This window comes from Streptomyces sp. ISL-98, assembly GCF_018614055.1.
GTDB lineage: Bacteria > Actinomycetota > Actinomycetes > Streptomycetales > Streptomycetaceae > Streptomyces > Streptomyces spiramyceticus.
The window spans coordinates 485,434-508,511 of the sequence record NZ_JAGGPB010000001.1 but is presented as its reverse complement, the minus strand read 5'-3'; the positions used below and the strand labels follow the sequence as shown (position 1 = coordinate 508,511).

Sequence of the window (23,078 nt, the reverse complement as noted above, 5' to 3'; positions counted from 1 at the left end):
GGTCGCGGGCGAGGACGAGCGCGTCTCCTGACCGGCTCAGCCTTCCCGGTCCCGGTCCCGGTCCCCTACCCCTTCCCCTGCTCGTACGTCGCGACGTTCTCGTTGACGTACGAGAGGAGCTGCTCCGTCTGCTTGGTGATTGCCGCCTCCCGGGACTCCGAGCCGTCCGACCATTGGCCGTTGGCGAAGACCACCGACCGGACCGTCATCAGCCGCCTGAACACCCCGGCCGAGCCGGGCGGAACGGTCGGCAGACCGGCCTCGGGCGGCGGATCGAGCGAGACGACCTGGTAGGTGACCGGGTCCATCGAGACCATCCCGAAGACCGATGCCGCGTCCTCGGCCCGCTTGAGGCTGAGCACGCCGACCGTCACCTGTGAGCGTCGCTCGGCATCGGTGAACAGGGCCGACGCCAGCTGGAGACAGCCCGAGCCCTGCGCGACGACTCCGGCGAGCTGCTGGGACATGGCCCGGTCGCATTCGGTCGTGGTGCGCACCTCGACCCGGTGGTAGACGGTGCCGTCGGCGAGGCGGACGGTCTTCTCCGGGAAGGCCTGGGCGGGGCGGACGACGGGCCGGGCGAGCAGCGACGGCAGCGATGAAGGTGCGTCGCTGGGCAGCGCGGCGCTGACCGAAGGTACGGCGGCGGGCGCGGACGCGGGCCCGGCCGCCGATGCCGACGCCGCCGGACCGGCCGCCGCATCCGCACCGGAGCCGGGCGGCGATCCCTGCCCGGCGTACAGCGCCGCGCCCGCCACCACGGCGACGGTCAGGGCGGCGGTGCCGCCGGCTATGAGCCATATACGGTGCCCCGTCTTCGGGGCCGGCGGGGGCGGGGGAGAGGGCGGGTACATGCCACCGTGTGCACCATGATCACCAAGAGTCATGGGCGCGGAGGGTAACAGCGTCCCCCCACCCCCGGCACGCCCGGTGATCAACAGCCCATATGTGGCGACCGGTTCAAGACCGGGACATCGCGTCCCGTACCGCCTCATCCGTACGCGCCACCACGGCCGTACCGTCCTCCGCCGTGATGATCGGCCGCTGGATCAGCTTCGGGTGCGCGGAGAGCGCCGCGATCCACCGGTCACGGGAACCGGCGTCCCGCGCCCACTCCTTCACCCCGAGCTCCTTCGCCACCGCTTCCTGCGTACGCGTGATGTCCCACGGCTCAAGTCCGAGCCGCTCCAGCACCGCACGGATCTCGTCCTCCGTCGGTACGTCCTCGAGGTAGCGGCGCACCGTGTACTCGGCGCCCTCCTCGTCGAGCAGGTGCAGCGCACCGCGGCACTTGGAACACGCGGGATTGATCCAGATCTCCATGGCCCCAACCGTACCGCCAGGCACTCCGCAAACACCGCCTGGCCAGGTCCGATTGTCAGTGGTGGACAGTAAAATTGAGGCAGTCAGAGAGGGTTCCCGACCGCCTCAGGAGGATGCCCATGGCCGCAGCCGCACTGTTCTCGATCGCTCCACAAACCCTGGCAAAGCGTCCGCTCCCGGCCGGACGGCCGCGCGTCTGGTACGAGACCCACAACCGCCGCCTCAAGGCCATGCGTCTGGCCATCGCCCTGCTGGACACGGGGGTGTACCTGCCCGAGCAGGCGAACAACCGCAAGATACGCAGCACCGCGGAGCTCATCGGCGCACACCAGCCGTCGGACACGACCTGCCGGATGGTGCGCGCTCTGATCCGCTACGGCCGCTGACGCTGCCGTTCGGGGCCGGGAGGCGTGGGCTTTCACGCCTCCCGGCCCCCCACATCCACCACGTCGCGGACGCCGCTCAGTGGGACGGGTCACAGACAACCCGTAGCCCGCTGTGGGAGCTTCAACTGTGTTACTACTCAGTCGAGTTGATGAAGAGCCGACGGTGAGGGCCCGGCTCGGCACGGTCTGCCCGTACGTGGAAAGGATCGAATGAGCACTCTGCAAGCCGTTCCCCTCGACCAGGTGGTCGACACGGCTCAGTACCCCCTGTCGGAACTCGAAAGCGCCGAAGGACAGGCCGTCGTCTCCCGCGCCCGGCGCGAACTCTCGACCCTCGGCTGCACCGTACTGCCGGACTTCGTCCGCCCGTCGGTCCGCGACGCCCTGCGGCAGGAGTGCTCCGCCATCGCCCCCCGTGCGCACTTTGACGTAGAAACGGTCAACGTCTACAACATCGCGGTCGACTCGGCTCTGCCGGAGAACCACCCCGGCCGGAGAACCTTCCAGCGGGGCAACGCATTTGTGGCCCGCGACCGTATCCCCGCGGATTCCCTCATCAGCCGGCTGTACGCACACGAGGTGTTCCAGCGTTTCGTCGCCCGCTGCTTCGGACTCCCCGAGCTGCACGAGCTGGCGGACCCGCTGTCCGGTCTCGTCCTCAACGTCGTCGCGCCGGGCATGGAGCATCCCTGGCACTTCGACACCAACGAGTTCACCGTCAGCATGCTCACCCAGCAGGCCCGGTCCGGCGGCGACTTCGAGTACTGCCCCAACATCAGGTCCGCGCACGACGAGCGCTTCGACGACGTCCGCGACGTACTGGACGGCCGGGGCGAGCGGCTGACCCGGCGCCTCCCGCTGCAACCCGGTGACCTGCAGTTGTTCAAAGGCCGGTACTCCCTGCACCGGGTGAGCCCCGTGCGCGGCGAGATCGCGCGCCACTCCGCGATATTCGCCTACAGCGAGCGCCCCGGCGTCATCGGAAGCGTGGCACGGACCCGGCAGCTCTTCGGCCGCGTACTGCCCGAGCACCTGACGGCCGAGGGCCGCGCCGTCCGGAGCGACCGACTGCTGGATTAACCGCGACCACCGCAACGATCACGAGACCACCGCGATCACCGCGAGCCACGCGATCCACGGAGGAGTAAGCCCTGTGCGTTTCGACGCGACCGGAAAAGTCTCGCTCGACCACATCTACACTCAGCCCGATCCACGCACCTATTTCAACGCGCTCCGCCCGCTCGAATACTGCGTACCGCAGCAGGCCAAGCCCTACTTCGAGAAGCTCATCAAGCAGTACCGCGAGTCCCGGCAGGTCGCCGAGCCGAAAGTCCTCGACATCGGCTGCTCGTACGGCATAAACGCCGCCCTCCTGAAGTACGACGCCACCATGGACGAGCTGTACGCGCGCTACGCCGGCACCGGGAGCCGCGAGGCACTGCTGGCCCGCGACCGCGAACTGGCCACGACGCGCCGCCCCGCGCACCGCATCCGCTTCGTCGGCCTGGACACATCCTCCAGCGCGCTGTCGTACGCCCTCGACGCCGGATTCCTCGACGACGCGGTGCACGCCGACCTGGAGGAGCACGAGCCCACCCCCGCCCAGCGCGCCCAGTTCGCCGGGACGGACCTGGTGATCTCGACGGGCTGCCTCGGCTACGTCACCGAGCGGACACTCACCCGCGTCGTCCGGGCGCAGGGCGGCCGCCGGCCCTGGATGGCGCACTTCGTGCTGCGGATGTTCCCCTTCGACTCCGTCGAGCGCGCCCTGACCGGACTTGGGTACCGCACGGTCCGTGTCGACGAGGTCTTCAAACAGCGGCGGTTCGCCTCACCGGACGAGCAGGCGCTCGTACTGGACAGAATGTCGGCCGCCGGGGTGGATGCGCAGGGCCTGGAAGCGGAAGGCTGGCTCTACGCACAGCTCTACCTCTCCCGGCCCGCCGACGAGGAAACGACAGGTCCCCGAGCCACGAATCGAGAGCGGAATTGAACGTGAACACCAGTCAGGGAACGGCAGCGGCCCCCACCACCTTCGCCCTGGAGGACAGCCTGCCGCGCGTCCCGCTGCCCACCCTGGAGGCGAGCTGCGAGAGGTTCCTCGCCTGGTGCGCGCCGCTGCTGACGGCCGACGAGCGGGCGGCGACCGAGGCGGAGGCCGCCGCCTTCCTCAGCCCCGACGGCCCCGGCCGCGCGCTGCAAGCGGCGCTGGGGGAGTACGACGCCACCGACGGCGTACACAGCTGGCTCGACACCTTCTGGCCGTATCGCTACCTGGGCCGCAGGGACCGGATCGCGCTCAACGCCAACTTCTTCTTCCTGTTCAAGGACTCCGGGCAGCCGCAGGTGGAGAGGGCGGCGGGCCTGATCGCCGGAGCCGTCCACTACAAGGGGCAGCTCGACCGTGAAGTCGTCCCGCCGGTGATGCAGCGCGGCCGCCCCCAGTCGATGGAACAGAACAAGTTCCTCTTCTCCACCACCCGCATTCCGGGCCAGGAACAGGACACGGTCCGCAGCCCTTACTCGGACGATTGGCCGGGCCCGTCCACAGCGCGGCACATCGTGGTCTTCTTCCGGGGCGCCATGTTCCGGCTGGATGTATACGGCCCGGACGGGGTCCCGCACAGCCTGGAGGACCTGGAGGCAGGGCTCCGCGCCGTAATGAAGACCGGTGCGGACACAGCGGGGGACCAGGTCGGCCACCTCACCACCATGGCCCGAGCCGAATGGGCGGCGGCCCGGCATTCCCTGCTCGCCTGCCACCCCGGCAACGCGGAGGCGCTGGACGCCGTCGAAACCGCACTGTTCTGCGTCTGCCTGGAAGACTTCGCACCCGCGGACACCCAGGAGACGTGCGACGAGCTGCTGTACGGAGACCGGGGCAACCGCTGGTTCGACAAGGCCGTGTCCCTGATCGTCTTCGCCGACGGCCGCGCCGGAATCAACGTCGAACACTGCGAGCTCGACGGAACCACCATCCTCAGCTTCGTCGACGCCCTGCTGGGCACCTCAGCCGAGGACCACTCGGAGCAGTCGGGCGCCCGCCCCCAGGGCGGCCCGAATCCGGAACCGATCACGTTCGAACTGGACGAGGCCCTGCGAGCCAAGATCCGCTCCGCCGCCGAAGCGTTTGCGGACTACGGAAACAACACGGCGACCAGGACTGTCTCCTTCGACGACTTCGGCGCCAACACCGCAAAAGCCCTGCGCGTCTCACCGGACGCATTCGTACAACTCGCCTACCAACTGGCCCACCAGCGCGCCAAGGGCCACCTGGGCGCCACGTACGAGTCGATCGCCACGCGCCAGTGGCGGCGCGGACGGACGGAGGCGATGCGCGTGGTCACCCCCGAGGCGCAGGCGTTCGTATCAGCGATGAACGACCCGACAACGAACCCCGACACCCGCCGAACCGCCTTCCGGGCCGCCGCCGAGGCACACGTGAAGCGCGCCAAGGAATGCCAGCTGGGCGAGGCCCCGGAACAGCACCTCTGGGAACTGGAACTGATCCAACGACGCCGGGGCCAGGCTCTGGGCGTAACCGAACAACCACCCCTGTACCGGACGCCGGGCTGGCTGAAGATGCGCGACGACTACCTGAGCACCAGCTCGGCCCCGTCCGCCAACATCCAGTACTTCGGCTTCGGCTCGACAAGCAGCCGCTGCATCGGCGTCGCCTACGTCCTGCTCCCCGAACGCTTCAACATCTACCTGAGCACCCCTCAGCCGGTCGCCCCTCAGATGCACACCTTCGCCGACCGGCTCCGGGAGGCGGTGAGCGAACTACGAGAACTTCTGGCCTGACCCGCTCATCGCCCCTGCCTACGGCATCAGTGAGTTGTAAACCTCAACCACCTTGGACTCGAAAGGCGGCGCCCCGAGCGCCTGCGCGGCAGGTTTGACCGTCCCCTCCAGAAACCGCCGGAACGCGTCTTCCGACTCCCATACGTCAATGACCTGCCAACCGCCCGCCTCGCCGGGCGCTGCGAAGTGAGCGATGAGACCGCTGGGCGGATACGCACGGTCCGGGATCGCCCGGTCGAAGGTCGCCTGGTAGAGCTCCTTGGTCCAGTCCGCGCCCTGGTTGACCACCAGAATTGCCATCTCAGTTCCTCGATCCACGTTCGAAGACAGCCCGTCTCCCTGACGCTAGATCGATGTGGGGACGCCAGCGAGCGGTGGCGAACGTCTCTGCGCCATCCGACGGAACGGTTGCGACCGGGTACAGCTGAGGGCCGTTGCCCCGCAAGATGCGGGGCAACGGCCCTCAACCAGTGACTACAGACCGACCGTGATCTTTAGATGTCGAAGTACAGCTCGAACTCGTGCGGGTGCGGGCGCAGCTGGATCGGGGCGATCTCGTTCGTGCGCTTGTAGTCGATCCACGTCTCGATCAGGTCGGGCGTGAAGACGCCGCCGGCCAGAAGGTAGTCGTGGTCCGCCTCGAGTGCGTCCAGGACGGCCGGGAGCGACGTCGGGACCTGCTGGACGTTCGCGTGCTCCTCGGGAGCCAGCTCGTAGAGGTCCTTGTCGATCGGCTCGGCCGGCTCGATCTTGTTCTTCACGCCGTCGAGGCCCGCCATCAGCAGCGCCGAGAACGCGAGGTACGGGTTCGAGGACGGGTCCGGGGCGCGGAACTCGACGCGCTTGGCCTTCGGGTTCGAGCCCGTGATCGGGATACGCATGGCAGCCGAGCGGTTGCGCTGCGAGTAGACCATGTTGACCGGGGCCTCGAAGCCGGGCACCAGGCGGTGGTACGAGTTCACCGTCGGGTTGGTGAAGGCGAGCAGCGACGGGGCGTGCTTGAGGATGCCGCCGATGTAGTAGCGCGCGGTGTCCGAGAGGCCCGCGTAGCCGGTCTCGTCGTAGAACAGCGGGTCGCCGTTCGCCCACAGCGACTGGTGGACGTGCATGCCCGAGCCGTTGTCACCGAAGATCGGCTTCGGCATGAAGGTCGCGGTCTTGCCGTTGCGCCAGGCGACGTTCTTCACGACGTACTTGAAGAGCATCAGGTCGTCGGCGGCGGCGAGGAGGGTGTTGAACTTGTAGTTGATCTCGGCCTGGCCGGCCGTGCCGACCTCGTGGTGCTGGCGCTCGACCTGGAGGCCGTTCTTGTCCAGCTCCAGGGAGATCTCGGCACGCAGGTCGGCGAAGTGGTCGACCGGCGGGGTCGGGAAGTAGCCACCCTTGTAGCGGACCTTGTAGCCACGGTTGTTCTCGACCGCACCGGTGTTCCAGGCGCCTGCCTCGGAGTCGATGTGGTAGAAGGACTCGTTCGCGGAGGTCTGGAAACGGACGTTGTCGAACACGTAGAACTCGGCCTCGGGGCCGAAGTACGCCGTGTCGGCGATGCCGGTGGACGTGAGGTACGCCTCGGCCTTCTTCGCCACGTTCCGCGGGTCACGGCTGTACTGCTCGCCCGTGATCGGGTCGTGGATGAAGAAGTTGATGTTGACCGTCTTGTCCTTGCGGAACGGGTCTACGCGTGCCGTCGACAGGTCCGCACGGAGTGCCATGTCGGACTCGTGGATGGCCTGGAAGCCGCGGATCGACGATCCGTCGAAGGCCAGCTCCTCGTTCGGGTCGAACGCCGCGGCCGGAATCGTGAAGTGCTGCATCACTCCGGGCAGGTCGCAGAACCGGACGTCGACGAACTTGACGTCTTCGTCGGCGAGGAACTTCTTCGCGTCGTCGGCGTTCTGGAACATCCAACTCCTCCTACTCCCACCCGGGAGGGGCGGGGTTGCAGCTCTTCGTGCGGCCAGTGCGGTGGCACACGCTGGACCCGACCATAGGCAGGCCGGATTTCTCAAGCGTGACCCATTTGTTTCGCGCAAGTTAACCAGGGCGGCTCCGAAGGGCCCCGACTTCCAGGGTACGAAACCGGGCACAGTACCGTGGTCGCGTGGACAACAGGCAAGCAATCGGATCGTGGCTGTCCGGGCCGGGCGAGGCCGCCAAACAGATGGGTGCCGTCACCGGCTACCGCGGTGAGCGGCTCGGTCTCCCCGAGGAGGGCCCCGGGGCCGTCGCCCCGCTGGGCCGCCGCTTCGGCGCCCTTTTCATCGACTGGTCACTGTGCATGCTGATCGCATACGGGCTCCTCGCCGGCCGTGACTGGCAGGCGTCCGGCAACTGGGCGCTCGGCGTTCTGCTCGTACTGAGCGTGCTCACCGTCGGAACGGTCGGCTTCACCCCGGGCAAGCGGCTCTTCGGCCTCCGCGTCGTCGCCGAGGACGGTGCCCGCCTCGGCGTCTTCCGGGTCATCGTGCGGAGCGTGCTGCTCTGCCTCGCGATCCCGGCGCTGGTCTGGGACCGCGACGGCCGCGGGCTGCACGACAGGCTGGCGCGCGCCGTGCAGGTGCGGACCTGAGGTTACGTAACGGAAAAGCGGCCCGGACCATGTGGTCCGGGCCGCTTTTCCGTGCAGATCAACAGATCAAGCGCGTATTACCGCTGTCGTGGTCCCCGCGTGCCACGCCCGGGAATGGGACCCTTCGGCAGCGGCATGTTGGACATGAGGTCGCCCATCGCGCGCAGGCGGTCGTTGGCCGACGTGACCTGCGGGCCCGTGAGGACGCGCGGCAGCTTGAGCATCGTGGTGCGCAGCCTCTTCAGCGGCACCTGACCCTCTTCGTTGCCGATGACGATGTCGTGGACGGGTACGTCCACCACGATGCGCGCCATCTTCTTCTTCTCCGCCGCTAGCAGAGTCTTGAGCCGGTTCGGGTTGCCCTCGCCCACCAGGACGATGCCGGCCTTGCCGACCGCCCGGTGCACGACGTCCTGGTTGCGGTTCATGGCCACGGCCGGAGTCGTCGTCCAGCCCCGGCCGACGTTCTGCAGCACGGAGGCCGCAGCGCCCGGCTGTCCTTCCATCTGCCCGAAGGCAGCTCGCTCGGCGCGGCGTCCGAAGACGATCGCCATCGCGAGGAAGGCCAGCAGGAAGCCCAGGATGCCCAGATAGACCGGGTGATCGATCAAGAAGCCGATCGCGAGGAGGACACCGAAGGTGACGATTCCCACGCCCGCGACGACAAGACCGACCTTCGGGTCAGCCTTGCGGGTCATCTTGTAGGTCAGGGCGATCTGCTTGAGTCGCCCGGGGTTCGCAGCAGCCTCAGCGCTGTCTTGTTTTGCCTTCCTCGCCATGTTCCGAAGTTTACGTGGCCGTGGAAGTACGGCTCGCCACGGCCTCCAGTACGTGCTGAGCCTCGACCCGGTCCTTCGCCCTGCGCCGGTCTTCGAGGACCGACGTCCAGGCGTTCCGGCGGGCGGTGCGCTGGCCGCCGCGCATCAGCAGAGACTCGACGGCGCGCAGCGCGTCGGTGACGGACGGGATGGCGGTGGCGCGTACGTCGGTCGCGGCCTGCATGGGGAGGTCCCTCCTCGGAGCGGAAGACTCGGGAACGAGCGCGTGCTGGGTCCGTGCTGGGGGTGGAGCGGGCGGTTCAGGGTGGAGCGGAGTGGAGCTCTGCGTAAACCTAGGGTCACTGACTGGTGTTACCAGTGCGTGACCGGGCGGTCAAACGCCCATGAATCCTTGACGCGTACGGCCGAAACACTGACGCGGCCCGTAGGGTCCCCTGACCTGCGGGGACCCTACGGGCCGCATCAACTTGCCATTACTAGCGGGTAGTTGCTTGTGCGCCGATTCACACAGCCTGCACTCACCCAGCCTGCGCTCACACGGCCTGGGTGGTGGCCTTCTCGGCGCGTCGCTCCATCGCCTGACCGAAGAGCCGGCCCGCGCGGTACGAGGAACGGACCAGCGGCCCGGACATCACACCGGAGTAGCCGATCTCCTCGGCCTCCTCCTTCAGCTCCACGAACTCGTGCGGCTTCACCCAGCGCTCGACGGGGTGGTGGCGCGGGGAGGGGCGCAGGTACTGCGTAATCGTGATGAGCTCGCAACCCGCGTCGTACAGATCCTGCAGCGCCTGGCTGACCTCTTCGCGCTCCTCGCCCATGCCCAGGATGAGGTTCGACTTGGTCACCAGACCGGCCTCGCGGGCCCGCGTGATCACTTCGAGGGAGCGCTCGTACCGGAAGCCGGGGCGGATGCGCTTGAAGATGCGCGGCACCGTCTCGACGTTGTGGGCGAGCACCTCGGGGCGGGACGAGAAGACCTCGGCCAGCTGCTCGGGGACCGCGTTGAAGTCGGGGATCAGCAGCTCGACCTTGGTACGGCCGTCCGCGCGCTCCGACGTCATGCCGTGGATCTGGCGCACGGTCTCCGCGTACAGCCAGGCGCCGCCGTCCTCCAGGTCGTCGCGCGCGACGCCGGTGATGGTGGCGTAGTTCAGGTCCATCGTGACGACGGACTCACCCACGCGGCGCGGCTCGTCCAGGTCGAGCGCGGCAGGCTTGCCGGTGTCGATCTGGCAGAAGTCACAACGCCGGGTGCACTGGTCACCGCCGATGAGGAAGGTGGCCTCGCGGTCCTCCCAGCATTCGTAGATGTTCGGACAGCCGGCCTCCTGGCACACCGTATGCAATCCTTCGCCCTTCACCAGGGCCTGCATCTTGGTGTACTCGGGGCCCATCTTCGCCCGGGTCTTGATCCACTCGGGCTTGCGCTCGATGGGGGTCTGGCTGTTCCGGACCTCCAGGCGCAGCATCTTGCGTCCGTCGGGTGCGACTGCGGACACGTCCGGCTCCCTACGACTTCGATTCTTCGGCGAACACCAGGGTACGCCCGATATTTGTACGGTGTTACGCCCGCCCGTCGCCCGACCACCACCCCTGGCGGACAGCGCTTTGCGCTGGCTGTGACAACAACCTCTGGCCAGAGGGGCGCATTCCCGCGCATACCCCTAGGCGGACGCCTGCTCCACGACGCGAGGCGCCAGAGCCGCGTTCTCCAGTACGTCGCGCAAGTGCTTCTCCACGACGGGCAGCACCTCGGCGACCGGCACCTCGCGCCCCAGCTCGCCCGAGAGCGAGGCGACGCCCGCGTCGCGGATGCCGCACGGCACGATCCGGTCGAACCAGGTGTTGTCCGGGTTCACGTTCAGCGAGAAGCCGTGCATCGTGACGCCCTTGGCGACGCGGATGCCGATGGCGGCGAGCTTGCGGTCCTCGCGGCGCTGGCCGGCGTTGGACGGAGCGTACTCGGGACCGTTCAGACGCGCGTCGAACTCGTCGTCGTGCAGTCGCGGATCGAAGTCGAGGGACAGGCCGCCGAGCGGCGGACGCTGATCCACCGGATCGCCGAGCACCCAGACACCGCTGCGGCCCTCGATCCGGGTCGTCTCCACGCCGAATTCCGCGCAGGTACGGATCAGGGCGTCTTCGAGGCGGCGTACGTGCGCCACGACGTCCACCGGACGCGGCAGCTTCATGATCGGGTAGCCGACGAGCTGACCCGGGCCGTGCCAGGTGATCTTGCCACCGCGGTCCACGTCCACCACGGGCGTGCCGTCCAGCGGGCGCTCGTTGTCCTGGGTGCGCCGCCCCGCCGTATAGACGGGCGGGTGCTCGAGGAGCAGGCAGGTGTCCGGGACCTCGTCCACGAACCGTGCCGCGTGCACATCGCGCTGCTTCTGCCATGCCTCCTGGTACTCGACGGCTTCCTCGCCGAACCCCAGTCGGACAAACCGCAGCTCACTCACGGCAACGCCTCCCTAGAACCGGCACCCTGCACATTTGGGCGCCTCAGCCACTGTACGACCGGGGCGCCACTGGTCACCGGGCAGGTCATTTTCGTCAGCGTTCGCCCGGATCCTCACACGATCGGATGAATGCGGGGCGAAGGCGACAGAGCGAGCGGGGCGGGCGGCTAAATTCGCGCCGTTCCATGAGGGCTGCTCCCGGAGCCCAGAAGGCAGGAGACCGCACAGCTGATGACGGATCGACCTCCGCAGCGCACGCCCAACCGCCAGCTCGCCGCGCTCATCGCGGAAGCGGGATTCTCCAACGCAGGCCTTGCCCGACGGGTGGACCAGCTTGGCCTGGAGCACGGCCTGGATCTTCGCTACGACAAGACCTCGGTGACCCGCTGGCTGCGCGGACAGCAACCGCGCGGTACCACGCCCGCCCTGATCGCCGAGGTCTTCACCCGGCGGCTCGGGCGGCGGCTGACCGCCCAGGACCTCGGACTGGACGCCTGTGCGCCCGTCTACGCGGGCCTGGAGTTCGCGTCCACCCCCGAGGAAGCCGTCGACATCGTCAGCGGTCTCTGGCGCAAGGACTCCGGCAGCCACGCCGAGCTGCGCAAGATCGCCTTCACCCCGGCCGGGCTCGTCGTCCCGAGCCGCGACTGGCTGATCGGCCGCGCCGACGACAGGGTGGCGCGCGGTGATCCGGCGGTGAACGGAGCGCGCGTGCCCGCCCAGGGCCGCCTCGCTGTGCCCCGCCAGCGGCAGACCGACCGTGGGCCCGGGCAGCGCGTCACGATGGGGGACATCGCGGCGCTGCGCTCGGTCGGCGAGCTGTTCAGGACGCTGGACCAGGCGTACGGCGGGGGGCACGCGAGGCAGGCCCTCGTGCGGTATCTGGAGCACGAGACGGAGCCGATGCTGCGCGGTACGTACGGGGAGGCGACGGGGCGCCGGCTGTTCGCGGCCGCCGCCGACCTGACCCGCCTCGCGGGCTGGACGTCGTACGACATCGCGGCGCACGGCCTGGCCCAGCGGTACTTCGTACAGGCGCTGCGGCTGGCTCAGGCGGCGGGCGACCGGTCGTACGGCTCGTACGTACTGGTCACCATGAGCAGGCAGGCCGTCTACCTCGGGCACGGGCGTGAGGCGGTGCAGCTGGCGCGGGTCGCTCAGCAGGGCGTGGGGAGTTCGGCGCCGGCCGTCGTACAGGCGATGCTGCACTCGGTCGAGGCGCGCGGGCACGGGGTGCTGGGAGAGGTGCGGGCGTGCACGGCCTCGCTCGTACGGGCGGAGCGCGCGATGGAGACGGCGCGGCCGGGGGACGAAGTGCCGTACTGGGCGCGCTTCTTCGACGAGGCGCAGATGGCGGACGAGTTCGGCCACTGCCACCGGGACCTCCAGCAGTACCGGGCGGCGGCGCAGCACGCGGAACGGTCGCTGCAGCTGCGGGGGCCGGGCTATGCGCGGAGCCGGCTGTTCTGCCGGGTGGTGCTGGCGTCCGCGCGGCTCGGCCTGGGGGAGCTGGACCAGGCGTGCTCGCTGGGGGCGGAGGCGGCGCAGCAGGCTACGGAGATGCGGTCGGCTCGGGCGGTGGAGTACGTACGGGACTTCGAGAAGCGGCTCGAACCTTATCGGGATGCGGCGGCGGTGCGGACGTATCGGGACCGGGTTGCGGCGCTGGGGTGACGGGCTTTTCTTTCCCCACCCCGCCCCAGACCCCGCTCCTCAATCGCCGGAGGGGCTGGATTTTCCAGCCCCTCCGGCGAATGAGGAGTTCGGGAAGGGGCGGGGTGGGGAAACAAGGCCCCGCAGAACCCGGCCAGGTTCAGGCCGCCTCCCGTAGCTCCCCCGCCGCGTAACCCGGCCGGATGCCGAAGTCCAGCAGGATCTCCTGCGCCGCTCGGCGGCCCGAGTGCAGCGCGCCCTGGACCGTGCTTGTTTCGCGGTGGTCGCCGCATACGTACAGCCCCGAAAGGAGCCGTACTGGTCGGCGCAGGTCGTGCGGGGCCGGCATCGCGGGGACCGCCTCCCTGTCGTGGTGGACCGCGAGGAGTTCCCAGCCCTCCGTAGAGGTGCCGTACAGCCTGGCCAGGTGGGCACGTACCGCAGGGTCGGGATCCGGCGGGGGAGTGCCCAGTACCGTCGACGAGATCAGGGCCCGGCCGCGCGGCGCCCGCGAGGGGTCGACCTCGCTGAGGACGGCGGTGTGCGAGACGGGGCCGCTGCGGTCGGCGTCGAGCAGCAGGGCAGGGTCCGTCAACGGAGGCGTCGACGCGGCATGGTGAAAGACCGTCACGGGGTGGAAGGACGGCACCCGCAGCCCCGGCAGCAGAGTGGCCGCGGCGCGGGCACCGGTCGCCAGTAAGAGGGAACGGCAGGTGAGTTCACCGTGCTCCTCGGTGGTGACCGATGTGGTCGAAGCGGCCGTGACGCGTACGCCCGTACGTACTGTCCCCGGCGGCAGGGCGGCGGCCAGCAGTTCGGGCAGCGCGGACGCGCCGCCCGCAGGCACGCACAGTCTGCCGCGTGCGAAACCGCGCAGCGCGAGATCGGCGCACCGGCTCGACGTGGTGAGCTCCGGGTCGCAGAGCAGTGCCGAGAGAAGCGGGCGCAGGAAGCCGTTGACCGTACGGGCCGGCAGCCCGCGCCCGGACAGGGCTTCGTGTGCGGGCCGTTCGGGCCGGGCCATCAGCCGGCCCACCGGCGTGGCCGCCAACCGTCCGAGCGCCGCACCGAGGCGGGCCTGGTCGAGCGCGCCGCCGAACGGCGGGCGGGGTGTGCTCGTCAGGGCGCGGGCGGCGCCGAGCGCTCCCCCTACGCCCCGGAGGGCGTGGGGGGAACCCCACCGGGTGCCCCGCACCCCTCCCGCCCGGTAGTGGCGGCCCTCGCTGTGGACGAGGACGCCGGGCGAGAACGTGCGCAGCTCGATCCCTTCGAGACCCGGCGTACGGAGCAGTTCCGGATACGAGGTGCTGAGGACCTGGCCGATGCGGTCGAGACGGAATCCGTCGACCTCCTCGGTGGCCATCCGCCCGCCCACGTAAGGGGCTGCCTCCAGGACGCTGACTGTTACGCCGGCGCTGGTCAGCTGATGGGCGGCCGAGAGTCCCGCGACCCCGGCCCCCACAATGACGACGTCCGCATGGTGTGCGGTGCTGAGCACGGCCCCTCCCCGAGGTCGGCGCGGATGCTGGGGGTCTCATGCCCTCAACAGGTCCACGGAATACCCGAGTTCGAGTTGCAGCGTAGGAGCGGAAACGGCCGAGCACAGTCGCGCACCGACCGGGGCATCGGAGCACAACCGGAGCACAAACGGAGTGCAATGGTCGGGCGTCGGACAGAAAGCGATCGGAAACAGTCAAAACCGGCTCAGTGGATCAACCTCGGCGGAGCAACCGCAGCGGATCCTCAGCTGTTCAACGCAGTACCGCAGCCCGCAACGCCTCGTCGATCCCTGGGAAGGCGAACGAGAACCCCGACTCCTCCAGCCGCCGCGGCACCACCCGCTGGCTGCCCAGCACGTCCGAGGAGAACTCGCCCAGCACGAGCCGCAGCGCGGGCGCCGGGACGGCGAAGAGGGTGGGCCGCCTCAGCACCCGTCCCATCGCCTCGGTCACCTCCCTGTTGGTGACCGGCTGCGGCGCCGTGAGATTCACCGGGCCCGAGAGCGGCTCCGTGTCGATCAGGTGGCGCAGGGCCGCGATGTGGTCGTGCAGCGCGATGAAGCTCCAGTACTGGCGGCCCGACCCCAGCCGTCCGCCGAGCCCCGCCCTGAAGACGGGGAAGAGCTTCCCCCAGGCCCCTCCCTCGCGCGCGATCACCAGTCCTGTACGGGCCAGAACCGTCCGTACGCCCGCCTCTTCCGCGGGAGCGGCGGCCTCCTCCCACTCCACACATACAGAGGGCAGGAAACCCTCGCCGGGCGGCGCGTCCTCGTCCACCGCCCGCTCCCCGGTGTCCCCGTACAGACCGATCGCGGAAGCGCTCACGAAGACCCTCGGCGGTACGTCCAGCGAGGCGACGGCCTCGGCGATCGCGGCGGTCCCCAGGACCCTGCTGTCCCGGATCTCCTTCTTGTACGTCTCGGTCCAGCGGTGGTCACCGACGCCCGCCCCGGCAAGGTGGACGACGGCCTCGCACCCCGCGAGCCCGTCGGCGTCGACGTACTGCCGCTTCGGATCCCACGTCACCTCCTCCGCCGTCCGCGCGGGGCGCCTGACCAGGCACACCACCTCGTGTCCGTCCGCGCGCAGGGAGCGCACGAGCGCTGAACCGATGAGACCGGTCGAGCCGGTGACGGCAATCCGCATGGGGACCATCCTGCCCCTCATCCGGTACCGGGAGCGCCCCGTGGCAGAGTGACAGTCATGCCGGAGCCCCACATGCCCTCTGTCGTACGTCCCGTCATACGTCCCGCCACCACGGAGGACGAGAAGGACCTCGCCGAGCTCGACCGGGAGACCTGGTCGCCGCTGCACGCCGTGCAGTCGAAGCCCGAGCCGCCGTACAGCCCGTTCTTCGACGACAATCACGGGCCCGAGGACATCCTGGTGGCCGAGTTCGACGGCCGCGTCGTCGGCTACATCCGGCTGGTCGCGCCCACCCCGCTCGTCTCCAACGCACACGTCCAGCAGATCCAGGGCCTGGCCGTGGCGGAGCAGGCGCGCGGGCACGGCGTCGCCCGTGCGCTGCTGCGCGCGGCGTGCGACCGGGCGCGGCGGCTGGGCGCTTTGCGCATCACCCTGCGGGTGCTCGGCCACAACGCGCCCGCCCGCGCGCTCTACGCAGCCGAGGGCTTCGTCGTCGAGGGCGTACTGCCCGGAGAGTTCTTCCTCCAGGGGGAGTACGTCGACGATGTGTTCATGGGGCGGTCGCTGGCTCCCTGAGCCATAGTGGGCAGGTAAGAAGGAGCACGGATGCCGCCCATGTCAGCGACCCACTCCGGCCGCCGCGGGCCCGCGGACCGATGAGCTCCGTCCGGGCCAGGGGCGCCGAGGTAGCCGCCGGCCGGCTGCGCGGGACGCCGCAGCCGCGCTGGCTCAAATTCCTGCCCGCGTTGATCCTCGCGCTGCTCACCCTGGCCCAGATCATCACGCCCGAGACCATCCAGCTGGGCTTCTTCGTGGTCGCCCTCACCCCCGTCTCGGCCCTCGCGTACGGCCCGGTGAGCGTCGCGCTGCTCGGCGGGCTCATCATGGTCGCGCTGTCCGTCCCGTACGGCCGCCGGATCTGGGACGTAGAGGCCACCGACCTCCTCGCTGTCTTCGTCGTGGTAACGCTCAGCGTGATCATCTCGTGGGTCCGCACCCGCCGGGAGAAACAGCTGGTGACCGTCCGCACGGTGGCGGAGGCCGCCCAGTTCGCCGTACTCCCGCCGCTGCCCACCGCCGTGGGCCGGGTGCGCTGCGCGGGGCTCTACCGGTCCGCGCAGGCCGGGACGCTGGTGGGCGGGGACCTGTACGACGTACGCGAAGGGCCTCACGGCGTACGGGCGCTGACCGCCGACGTGCAGGGGCACGGCCTGGCTGCGGTCTCCACGGTCGCCGCGCTCCTCGGTGCCTTCCGCGAAGCCGTACTGGACAAGGCGGACCTGGCGGCCGTGGTGGCGCGGATGGACAGACGGCTGGTCGTCGACTCGGCCCCTGTGGAGCACGCGGAGCTCTTCGCCACCGCCGTCGTGCTGGAGTTCCCGGCGGACGAGGATGTCGTACGGGTGGTCAGCTGCGGCCATCCCGCGCCGCTGCTGCTGCGCGACGGAAGCGCACGCGAGATTCCGGTGGCGCCCGCGCCGCCGCTGGGACTCGGCCTGACCGGGCCCGGCCTGGTCCAAGTGGTCACCGTACCGCTGGAGCCGGGGGACCGGATCCTGGCGCATACGGACGGAGTGACCGAGGCGCGCGACAGCTCGGGCGCCTTCTACCCGCTCGCCCTGCGGCTGCCGGAACTGGCCGCGTCCGTACCGTCCGAAGACCTGATGGCCCTCAACGAGGCCGTGCGGGCGGACCTGGTCCGCTTCGCGGGCAAGGCGGGCGATGTGCACGACGACGTGGCTCTGCTCGCGCTCGAACCCGGCCGGGTCGGCGACCCGGAGCCGGCAGCCGTGTCGCGCCGATGAGCTCTTCCGGGCGCCGCTCGGGTCACCCCTGCCCGAAGCGCTCCCACAGCCGGGGGAAACGGTCCGCCAGCGCCCCGTCGTCCTCGAAGTCGAACGGCGTGCCCTCCGGCTCCGGCGTCTGCGCCGGGACACCCAGGTCCGGTGCGACCGCGCCGGTGAGCTGCTCGTACGCCTCGTCCGCCGCGTACCCCAGCTCCTCGCCGTCCCCGTCGACCTCCTCGTCGAACTCGTCGAGGAGGTCGGCCAGGTTGTCCGGGTCGTGCAGCGCGCCCTCGAAAACCTCCCGGCCCTGGCCGATCAGCCAGCAGCGGAAGTAGTCGAAGACGTCGTCGCTGGCACCGTCGAGCAGTACGGCCGCCGCGCCCCAAAGGTCCCAGCGATACGCCCGGTTGTAGCGGGCCTCGAAGTGCCTGGCGAAGTCGAGCACGGAATCGGGATCGCGCCGGACCAGCGCCTCCACCAGCAGGTCGGCATGCTCCTCGGGGTCGCCCTCGGCGGCCTCGCGGGTGCTGTCGATGATCTCCCAGAACTCCGTCTCGTCCATCACGGGTCAAGCATCGTGGTTTGCGCAGGCCCGCGCACGCGGAGCGCACCGGATGCGGCTGTCTCGTTACCCACGGCTCACGGCAGACCGTCGGCAATTCACGACAGCAGGTGTCTGGATTGGGTGTCAGTGTCGAACGTACGACATGACCAGCGGCAACCGGAGGAGAACGCATGACCGAGCAGAACGCACCACTGCAGGGCCGGATCGCACTGGTCGCCGGGGCGACCCGGGGTGCGGGGCGGGCGATTGCCGTGCAGCTGGGGGCGGCGGGCGCGACGGTGTACGTGACCGGGCGCACCACCCGCGAGAAGGTCAGCGAGGTCGGGCGGACGACCGAGACCATCGAGGAGACGGCCGAACTGGTCAAGGCCGCGGGCGGCGAGGGCATCGCCGTACCGACCGACCATCTGGAAGAAGACCAGGTCAAGGCGCTCATCGAGCGGATCGACCGGGAGCGGGGGCGGCTGGACATTCTGGTCAACGACATCTGGGGCGGTGACCATCTGCTCGAATTCGGCAAGAAAATGTGGGACACGGAGCTGAAGCACGGACTGCGGATGCTGGAGCTCGGGGTGAAGACCCACGTCATCACCAGCAGCTACGCGCTGCCGCTGCTGATCCGGAACAGGGGCGGTCTTGTCGTCGAAATGACGGACGGGACAGCCGAGTACAACCGCAGGTTCCGCGAGAACTTCTACTACGACCTCGCGAAGAACGCGCCGATCCGGATGGCCTTCGCCCTGTCCGAGGACCTCAAGGACGTGGGCTGCACGGCGGTCTGCGTCACCCCCGGCTTCCTGCGCTCCGAGGAGATGCTCGACAACTTCGGCGTCACGGAGGAGAACTGGCGCGACGCCATCGCCAAGGTCCCCGAATTCGTGATCGCCGAGTCGCCGGTCTATGTCGGCCGGGCCGTGGCGGCCGTCGCCTCCGACCCCGACCGGGCCCGCTGGAACGGCCAGTCGCTCTCCAGCGGACAGCTCGCGCGGGAGTACGGCTTCACGGACGCCGACGGCAGCCGCCCGGACGCCTGGGCGTACATCACGGAGGTCACGCTCGGCGGCAAGGACGCCCCGGCGAGCGACTACCGCTGACGGCCGGCCCCGCCGCCGCCGACTACCGCTGACGGCCGACAGCGGCTGAGTCAGCGATAGAGCCCGCGCATACGGTCGGCCGCATCGGCGAACCTCGCGCGCAGGTCTACCGGCTCCAGCACCTCCAGCTCCGGCCCCAGCGCCAGGAGCTGGCTGAAAGCCACCTCCGCCGACTCGACGGGGAGCGTGACCGTGACCCGGCCCTCCCCATCCGGCGGCCCTGCCGCCGCCAGCGCCTCGCGCGCCGCCGCCTGATCCGTCACGTACGGCAGCCGCCGGGCGCCGGCGTCCGTCAGGCGCACCACCACCTCGGTGCGCAGGATCGACCGGGCGAACTGGGCGGCCCGCTCCTCCCAGAAGTCGGACAGAGAGAAGTGCTCGTCCCGTACGAAACGTTCCTCCGCGACGGCCACAGCGGCGAACCGGTCCAGGCGGTAGACCCGGAAGTCATCGTCCGCGCGGGCGCACAGATACCAGACACCGGCCTTGAGCACGAGGCCGTACGGTTCCAGCTCCCGCTCCACCTCACGGTCCGGCCGCCCGTACTTGGCCGTAATAATCCGGTCGTCCCAGACCGCCTCCGCGATCGCGGACAGCAGGTCGGGTGTCTCCGGCTCCTGGTACCAGCCGGGCGCGTCCAGATGAAAACGCTGCGCCGCCGAGTCGGACGCGTCCCGCAGGGACGGCATGAGCGCCGCCGACACCTTCAGGCGGGCGGCGGACGCGGCGTCCTCAAGCCCCATCTCCCGCAGCGCGGAAGGCAGTCCGGACAGGAACAGCGCCTCGGCCTCACTGCGGGCGAGGCCGGTGAGCCGGGTCCGGTACCCGCCGATCAGCCGGAAACCACCGGCCCGCCCCCGGTCGGCGTACACCGGAACGCCCGCCTCGGAAAGGGCCTGCGCGTCCCGTGTGATGGTCCGCTCGGAGACTTCGAGCTCCTGCGCCAGCTCGCCCGCGGTCATGGAGGGCCGGGACTGGAGCAGGAGGACCATTTTGATCAGCCGGGCAGCGCGCATGACGTCATCATGCACGCTGCCACCGACAGACGGCCGCTACGGCCTGAGCCCTACAGCCCGTAACGCTCGCGGGCTTCCTTCACCGCCGAGGCGGGCACCTCGCCGCGGCGGGCGAGCTGGGCCAGTGCGGCGACCACGATCGACTGCGGGTCGACGCCGAAGTGGCGGCGGGCCGCTTCACGCGTGTCGGAGAGACCGAAGCCGTCCGTACCGAGCGAGGAGTAGTCCTGCTCGACCCACTGGCTGATCTGGTCCGGGACCTGACGCATCCAGTCGCTGACCGCGAGGACCGGGCCCTCGGCGCCTTCGAGCGCGCGGGTGACGTACGGCGTACGCATCTCACCGCGCAGCAGCGCCTCGTCGCACTCCAGCGCGTCACGGCGCAGCTCGCCCCACGAGGTGGCGGACCAGACGTCGGCCGCCACGCCCCAGTCGGCGGCGAGGAGTTCCTGCGCCTCCAGTGCCCAGTGGATCGCCGTGCCGGAGCCGATCAGCTGGATGCGCGGGGTCTCGGAGGTGGGGGCACCTCCCTGCTCGAGCGAAGTCGAGAGCTTGGGGGAGTTCGCGGCCTCCCTGAAGCGGTAGAGGCCCTTGACGATGCCCTCTTCGACGCCGGCCGGCATCGCGGGCTGCTGCTTCGGCTCGTTGTAGACGGTCAGGTAGTAGAAGACGTTCTCGGCCTCGGGGCCGTACATCCTGCGCAGACCGTCCTTGACGATGACCGCGATCTCGTACGCGAAGGCCGGGTCGTAGTTGAGCGACGCCGGGTTCGTGGACGCGATCAGGTGCGAGTGGCCGTCCGCGTGCTGGAGGCCCTCGCCCGTCAGGGTCGTACGACCGGCCGTCGCGCCGACGATGAAGCCGCGGCCGAGCTGGTCGCCGAGCTGCCACATCTGGTCGGCCGTGCGCTGCCAGCCGAACATCGAGTAGAAGATGTAGAAGGGGATCATCGGCTCGCCGTGCGTCGCGTACGACGTCGACGCGGCGATGAAGTCGGCCATCGCACCGGCCTCGGTGATCCCCTCGTTGAGGATCTGGCCGTTCTTGGCTTCCTTGTAGTACATGAGCTGGTCGCGGTCGACCGGCTCGTACGTCTGACCCAGCGGCGAGTAGATACCGGCCGACGGGAACAGCGACTCCATGCCGAAGGTGCGGGCCTCGTCCGGGACGATCGGCACCCAGCGCTTGCCGGTCTCCTTGTCCCGCATCAGCTCCTTCGCCAGGCGTACGAAGGCCATGGTGGTGGCCATCTCCTGCTTGCCCGATCCCTTGAGGAGGGCGCTGAAGGCGCGGTCGGCGGGCTCGGGCAGGGCCACCGCGTGCACCCGGCGGGCCGGGGCGGGGCCGCCGAGAGCGGCGCGGCGCTCCTGGAGGTAGCGGACCTCGGGGGAGTCGGCGCCGGGGTGCCCGTACGGTACGAGCTCCTCGTCCAGCTTCGCGTCCGGGATCGGCAGCTCCAGCAGGTCCCGCATGGCGCGGAACTCCTTGCCGGAGAGCTTCTTCATCTGGTGGTTGGCGTTCTTCGACTCGAAGCCCGGACCGAGGGTGTAGCCCTTTACGGTCTGCGCGAGGATCACCGTCGGGGCGCCCTTGAACTCCACGGCCGCCTTGTACGCCGCGTACACCTTGCGGGCCTCGTGGCCACCGCGGGAGGTGTGGAAGCACTCGGCGATCTTGGCGTCGGTGAGCAGCTTGCCCAGCTCGGCCAGCGCGGGCTCGGCGCCGAAGAAGTGCTCGCGGATGTACGCCACGTCGCGGGTCGCGTACGTCTGGAACTGTGCGTCCGGTACGTCGCGCAGGCGGCGTATCAGCGCGCCCTTGGTGTCGAGCTGGAACAGCTCGTCCCAGGCGGAGCCCCACAGCGACTTGACGACGTTCCAGCCGGCGCCGCGGAACTGGCCCTCCAGCTCCTGTACGACGCGGAAGTTGGCGCGGACCGGCCCGTCGAGGCGCTGCAGGTTGCAGTTGATGACGAAGGTCAGGTTGTCGAGCTGCTCGCGGGCGGCGAGTGCGAGGGCCGCGGTGGCCTCGGGCTCGTCCATCTCGCCGTCGCCGAGGAAGGCCCAGACGTGGGAGTTGGAGGTGTCCTTGATGGAGCGGTTCTCGAGGTAGCGGTTGAAGCGCGCCTGGTAGATCGCGGAGAGCGGGCCGAGGCCCATCGACACGGTCGGGAACTCCCAGAGCCAGGGCAGGCGCCGCGGGTGCGGGTACGACGGCAGGCCGTCGCCGCCGGACTCCTGCCGGAAGCGGTCCAGCTGGCCCTCGTTGAGGCGTCCGTCCAGGAAGGCGCGGGCGTAGATGCCGGGGGAGGCGTGGCCCTGGATGTAGAGCTGGTCGCCGGAGCCGTCCCCCTCCTTGCCGCGGAAGAAGTGGTTGAAGCCGGTCTCGTACAGCCAGGCCGCGGAGGCGAAGGTGGCGATGTGACCGCCGACGCCGAAGCGGGAGCCGCGGGTGACCATCGCGGCCGCGTTCCAGCGGTTCCAGGCGGTGATCCGGGCTTCCATCGCCTCGTCGCCGTCGAACGCGGGCTCGGCGGAGGTGGGGATGGTGTTGACGTAATCGGTCTCCAGCAGCTTGGGCAGGGCGAGCCCGGCGCCTTCGGCGTGCTGGAGGGTGCGGCGCATCAGGTATGCCGCCCGCTGCGGGCCTGCGGCCTTGGTGACGGCGTCGAGGGAGGCCGCCCACTCGGCGGTCTCCTCGGTGTCACGGTCCGGGAGCTGGTCGAGCTCGCTCGGAGAAATGCCTACGGGGTCGGTCATGATGGCCGCCTTCCGGACAGGAGGGGGGGTGGAGAAAAGGGGTGCCGTGCCTGGCAGGACAGGGCGTGGGTTGGTGGACCCGCCGTCGACTGTAAGCGGCTGATCGATGATCGATCAAAGCCTGGCGGCGAAAAACTTGTCCGCAGGCCGAAATTGGCATTCCGTGCCGCGAAATGGGGCACGGGGTGCCGGGGGCTTATGCGGCAATTCGGGCGCGGATGGGTGGTGCCGCGTCG

General features: G+C 69.7%; 22 protein-coding genes. 9 read left to right on the top strand and 13 right to left on the bottom strand.

Annotation, left to right across the window (positions count from 1 at the left end; translation table 11 throughout):
• Positions 1–65: 65 nt before the first annotated feature.
• Together J7I98_RS02310 and J7I98_RS02305 are read right to left on the bottom strand one after the other, a co-directional pair.
• A complete protein-coding gene (locus J7I98_RS02310) occupies positions 66–758 on the bottom strand; it encodes a hypothetical protein (RefSeq protein WP_308377655.1) in 693 nt (230 codons plus the stop codon).
• 202 nt (positions 759–960) lie between these two features.
• The gene (locus J7I98_RS02305) at positions 961–1,323 is read right to left on the bottom strand and encodes an arsenate reductase family protein (protein ID WP_214915306.1); all 363 of its coding nucleotides are present in this window, start codon (positions 1,321–1,323) and stop codon (positions 961–963) included.
• 119 nt (positions 1,324–1,442) lie between these two features.
• Between J7I98_RS02305 and J7I98_RS02300 the strand changes: the two genes are divergently transcribed.
• From J7I98_RS02300 to J7I98_RS02285, 4 genes are all read left to right on the top strand, one after another.
• Positions 1,443–1,709: a hypothetical protein gene (locus tag J7I98_RS02300; RefSeq protein ID WP_251019939.1), complete on the top strand. Its 267-nt coding sequence runs from the start codon at positions 1,443–1,445 to the stop codon at positions 1,707–1,709.
• A gap of 210 nt (positions 1,710–1,919) precedes the next feature.
• Positions 1,920–2,789 carry an arpA protein gene (locus tag J7I98_RS02295; protein WP_214915299.1) on the top strand — a complete coding sequence of 290 codons (870 nt, stop codon included), beginning with the start codon at positions 1,920–1,922 and terminating at the stop codon, positions 2,787–2,789.
• A gap of 73 nt (positions 2,790–2,862) precedes the next feature.
• Positions 2,863–3,702 carry a class I SAM-dependent methyltransferase gene (locus J7I98_RS02290; protein WP_214915297.1) on the top strand — a complete coding sequence of 280 codons (840 nt, stop codon included), beginning with the start codon at positions 2,863–2,865 and terminating at the stop codon, positions 3,700–3,702.
• A 2-nt stretch (positions 3,703–3,704) separates the two neighbouring features.
• Entirely contained in the window at positions 3,705–5,513 is a 1,809-nt protein-coding gene (locus J7I98_RS02285) for a choline/carnitine O-acyltransferase (RefSeq protein ID WP_214915295.1), read from the top strand.
• 18 nt (positions 5,514–5,531) lie between these two features.
• On the opposite strand, the gene J7I98_RS02280 is transcribed toward J7I98_RS02285, so the two are convergent.
• Both J7I98_RS02280 and glnA read right to left on the bottom strand, forming a co-directional pair.
• Positions 5,532–5,813 carry a hypothetical protein gene (locus tag J7I98_RS02280; protein ID WP_214915293.1) on the bottom strand — a complete coding sequence of 94 codons (282 nt, stop codon included), beginning with the start codon at positions 5,811–5,813 and terminating at the stop codon, positions 5,532–5,534.
• A 194-nt stretch (positions 5,814–6,007) separates the two neighbouring features.
• Positions 6,008–7,417, bottom strand: a complete 1,410-nt coding sequence (gene glnA / locus J7I98_RS02275; protein WP_214915284.1) for a type I glutamate--ammonia ligase — start codon at positions 7,415–7,417, stop codon at positions 6,008–6,010.
• 197 nt (positions 7,418–7,614) lie between these two features.
• On the opposite strand from glnA, the gene J7I98_RS02270 reads away from it, so the two are divergent.
• Positions 7,615–8,082 carry an RDD family protein gene (locus tag J7I98_RS02270; protein WP_214915280.1) on the top strand — a complete coding sequence of 156 codons (468 nt, stop codon included), beginning with the start codon at positions 7,615–7,617 and terminating at the stop codon, positions 8,080–8,082.
• Positions 8,083–8,159: 77 nt separating this feature from the next.
• Here J7I98_RS02270 and J7I98_RS02265 read toward each other — a convergent pair whose 3' ends face one another.
• From J7I98_RS02265 to lipB, 4 genes are all read right to left on the bottom strand, one after another.
• The gene (locus J7I98_RS02265) at positions 8,160–8,861 is read right to left on the bottom strand and encodes a DUF4191 domain-containing protein (RefSeq protein ID WP_214915277.1); all 702 of its coding nucleotides are present in this window, start codon (positions 8,859–8,861) and stop codon (positions 8,160–8,162) included.
• A 10-nt stretch (positions 8,862–8,871) separates the two neighbouring features.
• The gene (locus J7I98_RS02260; protein WP_214915274.1) at positions 8,872–9,084 is read right to left on the bottom strand and encodes a hypothetical protein; all 213 of its coding nucleotides are present in this window, start codon (positions 9,082–9,084) and stop codon (positions 8,872–8,874) included.
• 310 nt (positions 9,085–9,394) lie between these two features.
• Positions 9,395–10,360, bottom strand: coding sequence for a lipoyl synthase (lipA, locus tag J7I98_RS02255; protein ID WP_214915272.1), 966 nt, complete (start codon positions 10,358–10,360; stop codon positions 9,395–9,397).
• A 165-nt stretch (positions 10,361–10,525) separates the two neighbouring features.
• Positions 10,526–11,323, bottom strand: coding sequence for a lipoyl(octanoyl) transferase LipB (gene lipB, locus J7I98_RS02250; protein ID WP_214915269.1), 798 nt, complete (start codon positions 11,321–11,323; stop codon positions 10,526–10,528).
• A gap of 231 nt (positions 11,324–11,554) precedes the next feature.
• Here lipB and J7I98_RS02245 point away from each other — a divergent pair, with 231 nt between their 5' ends.
• Complete coding sequence (locus J7I98_RS02245; protein WP_214915267.1) at positions 11,555–12,997, top strand: regulator; 1,443 nt, start codon at positions 11,555–11,557, stop codon at positions 12,995–12,997.
• A gap of 139 nt (positions 12,998–13,136) precedes the next feature.
• On the opposite strand, the gene J7I98_RS02240 is transcribed toward J7I98_RS02245, so the two are convergent.
• Together J7I98_RS02240 and J7I98_RS02235 are read right to left on the bottom strand one after the other, a co-directional pair.
• Positions 13,137–14,474 (bottom strand): NAD(P)/FAD-dependent oxidoreductase, encoded by a 1,338-nt coding sequence (locus tag J7I98_RS02240; RefSeq protein WP_214915266.1) that lies wholly within the window; start codon positions 14,472–14,474, stop codon positions 13,137–13,139.
• Between the two features lie 253 nt (positions 14,475–14,727).
• A complete protein-coding gene (locus J7I98_RS02235; RefSeq protein ID WP_214915265.1) occupies positions 14,728–15,630 on the bottom strand; it encodes a TIGR01777 family oxidoreductase in 903 nt (300 codons plus the stop codon).
• A gap of 48 nt (positions 15,631–15,678) precedes the next feature.
• Between J7I98_RS02235 and J7I98_RS02230 the strand changes: the two genes are divergently transcribed.
• Positions 15,679–16,197: a GNAT family N-acetyltransferase gene (locus J7I98_RS02230; RefSeq protein WP_214915262.1), complete on the top strand. Its 519-nt coding sequence runs from the start codon at positions 15,679–15,681 to the stop codon at positions 16,195–16,197.
• Positions 16,198–16,277: 80 nt separating this feature from the next.
• The gene (locus J7I98_RS02225) at positions 16,278–17,426 is read left to right on the top strand and encodes a PP2C family protein-serine/threonine phosphatase (protein ID WP_214915261.1); all 1,149 of its coding nucleotides are present in this window, start codon (positions 16,278–16,280) and stop codon (positions 17,424–17,426) included.
• A gap of 22 nt (positions 17,427–17,448) precedes the next feature.
• On the opposite strand, the gene J7I98_RS02220 is transcribed toward J7I98_RS02225, so the two are convergent.
• Positions 17,449–17,970, bottom strand: a complete 522-nt coding sequence (locus tag J7I98_RS02220; RefSeq protein ID WP_214915731.1) for a DUF4240 domain-containing protein — start codon at positions 17,968–17,970, stop codon at positions 17,449–17,451.
• A gap of 173 nt (positions 17,971–18,143) precedes the next feature.
• Here J7I98_RS02220 and J7I98_RS02215 point away from each other — a divergent pair, with 173 nt between their 5' ends.
• On the top strand, positions 18,144–19,067 hold the full coding sequence (locus J7I98_RS02215; RefSeq protein WP_214915260.1) for an SDR family oxidoreductase: 924 nt from the start codon (positions 18,144–18,146) through the stop codon (positions 19,065–19,067).
• A 50-nt stretch (positions 19,068–19,117) separates the two neighbouring features.
• Here J7I98_RS02215 and J7I98_RS02210 read toward each other — a convergent pair whose 3' ends face one another.
• Both J7I98_RS02210 and aceE read right to left on the bottom strand, forming a co-directional pair.
• On the bottom strand, positions 19,118–20,083 hold the full coding sequence (locus tag J7I98_RS02210) for a YafY family protein (protein WP_214915258.1): 966 nt from the start codon (positions 20,081–20,083) through the stop codon (positions 19,118–19,120).
• A 50-nt stretch (positions 20,084–20,133) separates the two neighbouring features.
• Positions 20,134–22,842 (bottom strand): pyruvate dehydrogenase (acetyl-transferring), homodimeric type, encoded by a 2,709-nt coding sequence (gene aceE, locus J7I98_RS02205; protein ID WP_214915245.1) that lies wholly within the window; start codon positions 22,840–22,842, stop codon positions 20,134–20,136.
• Positions 22,843–23,078 lie beyond the last annotated feature (236 nt).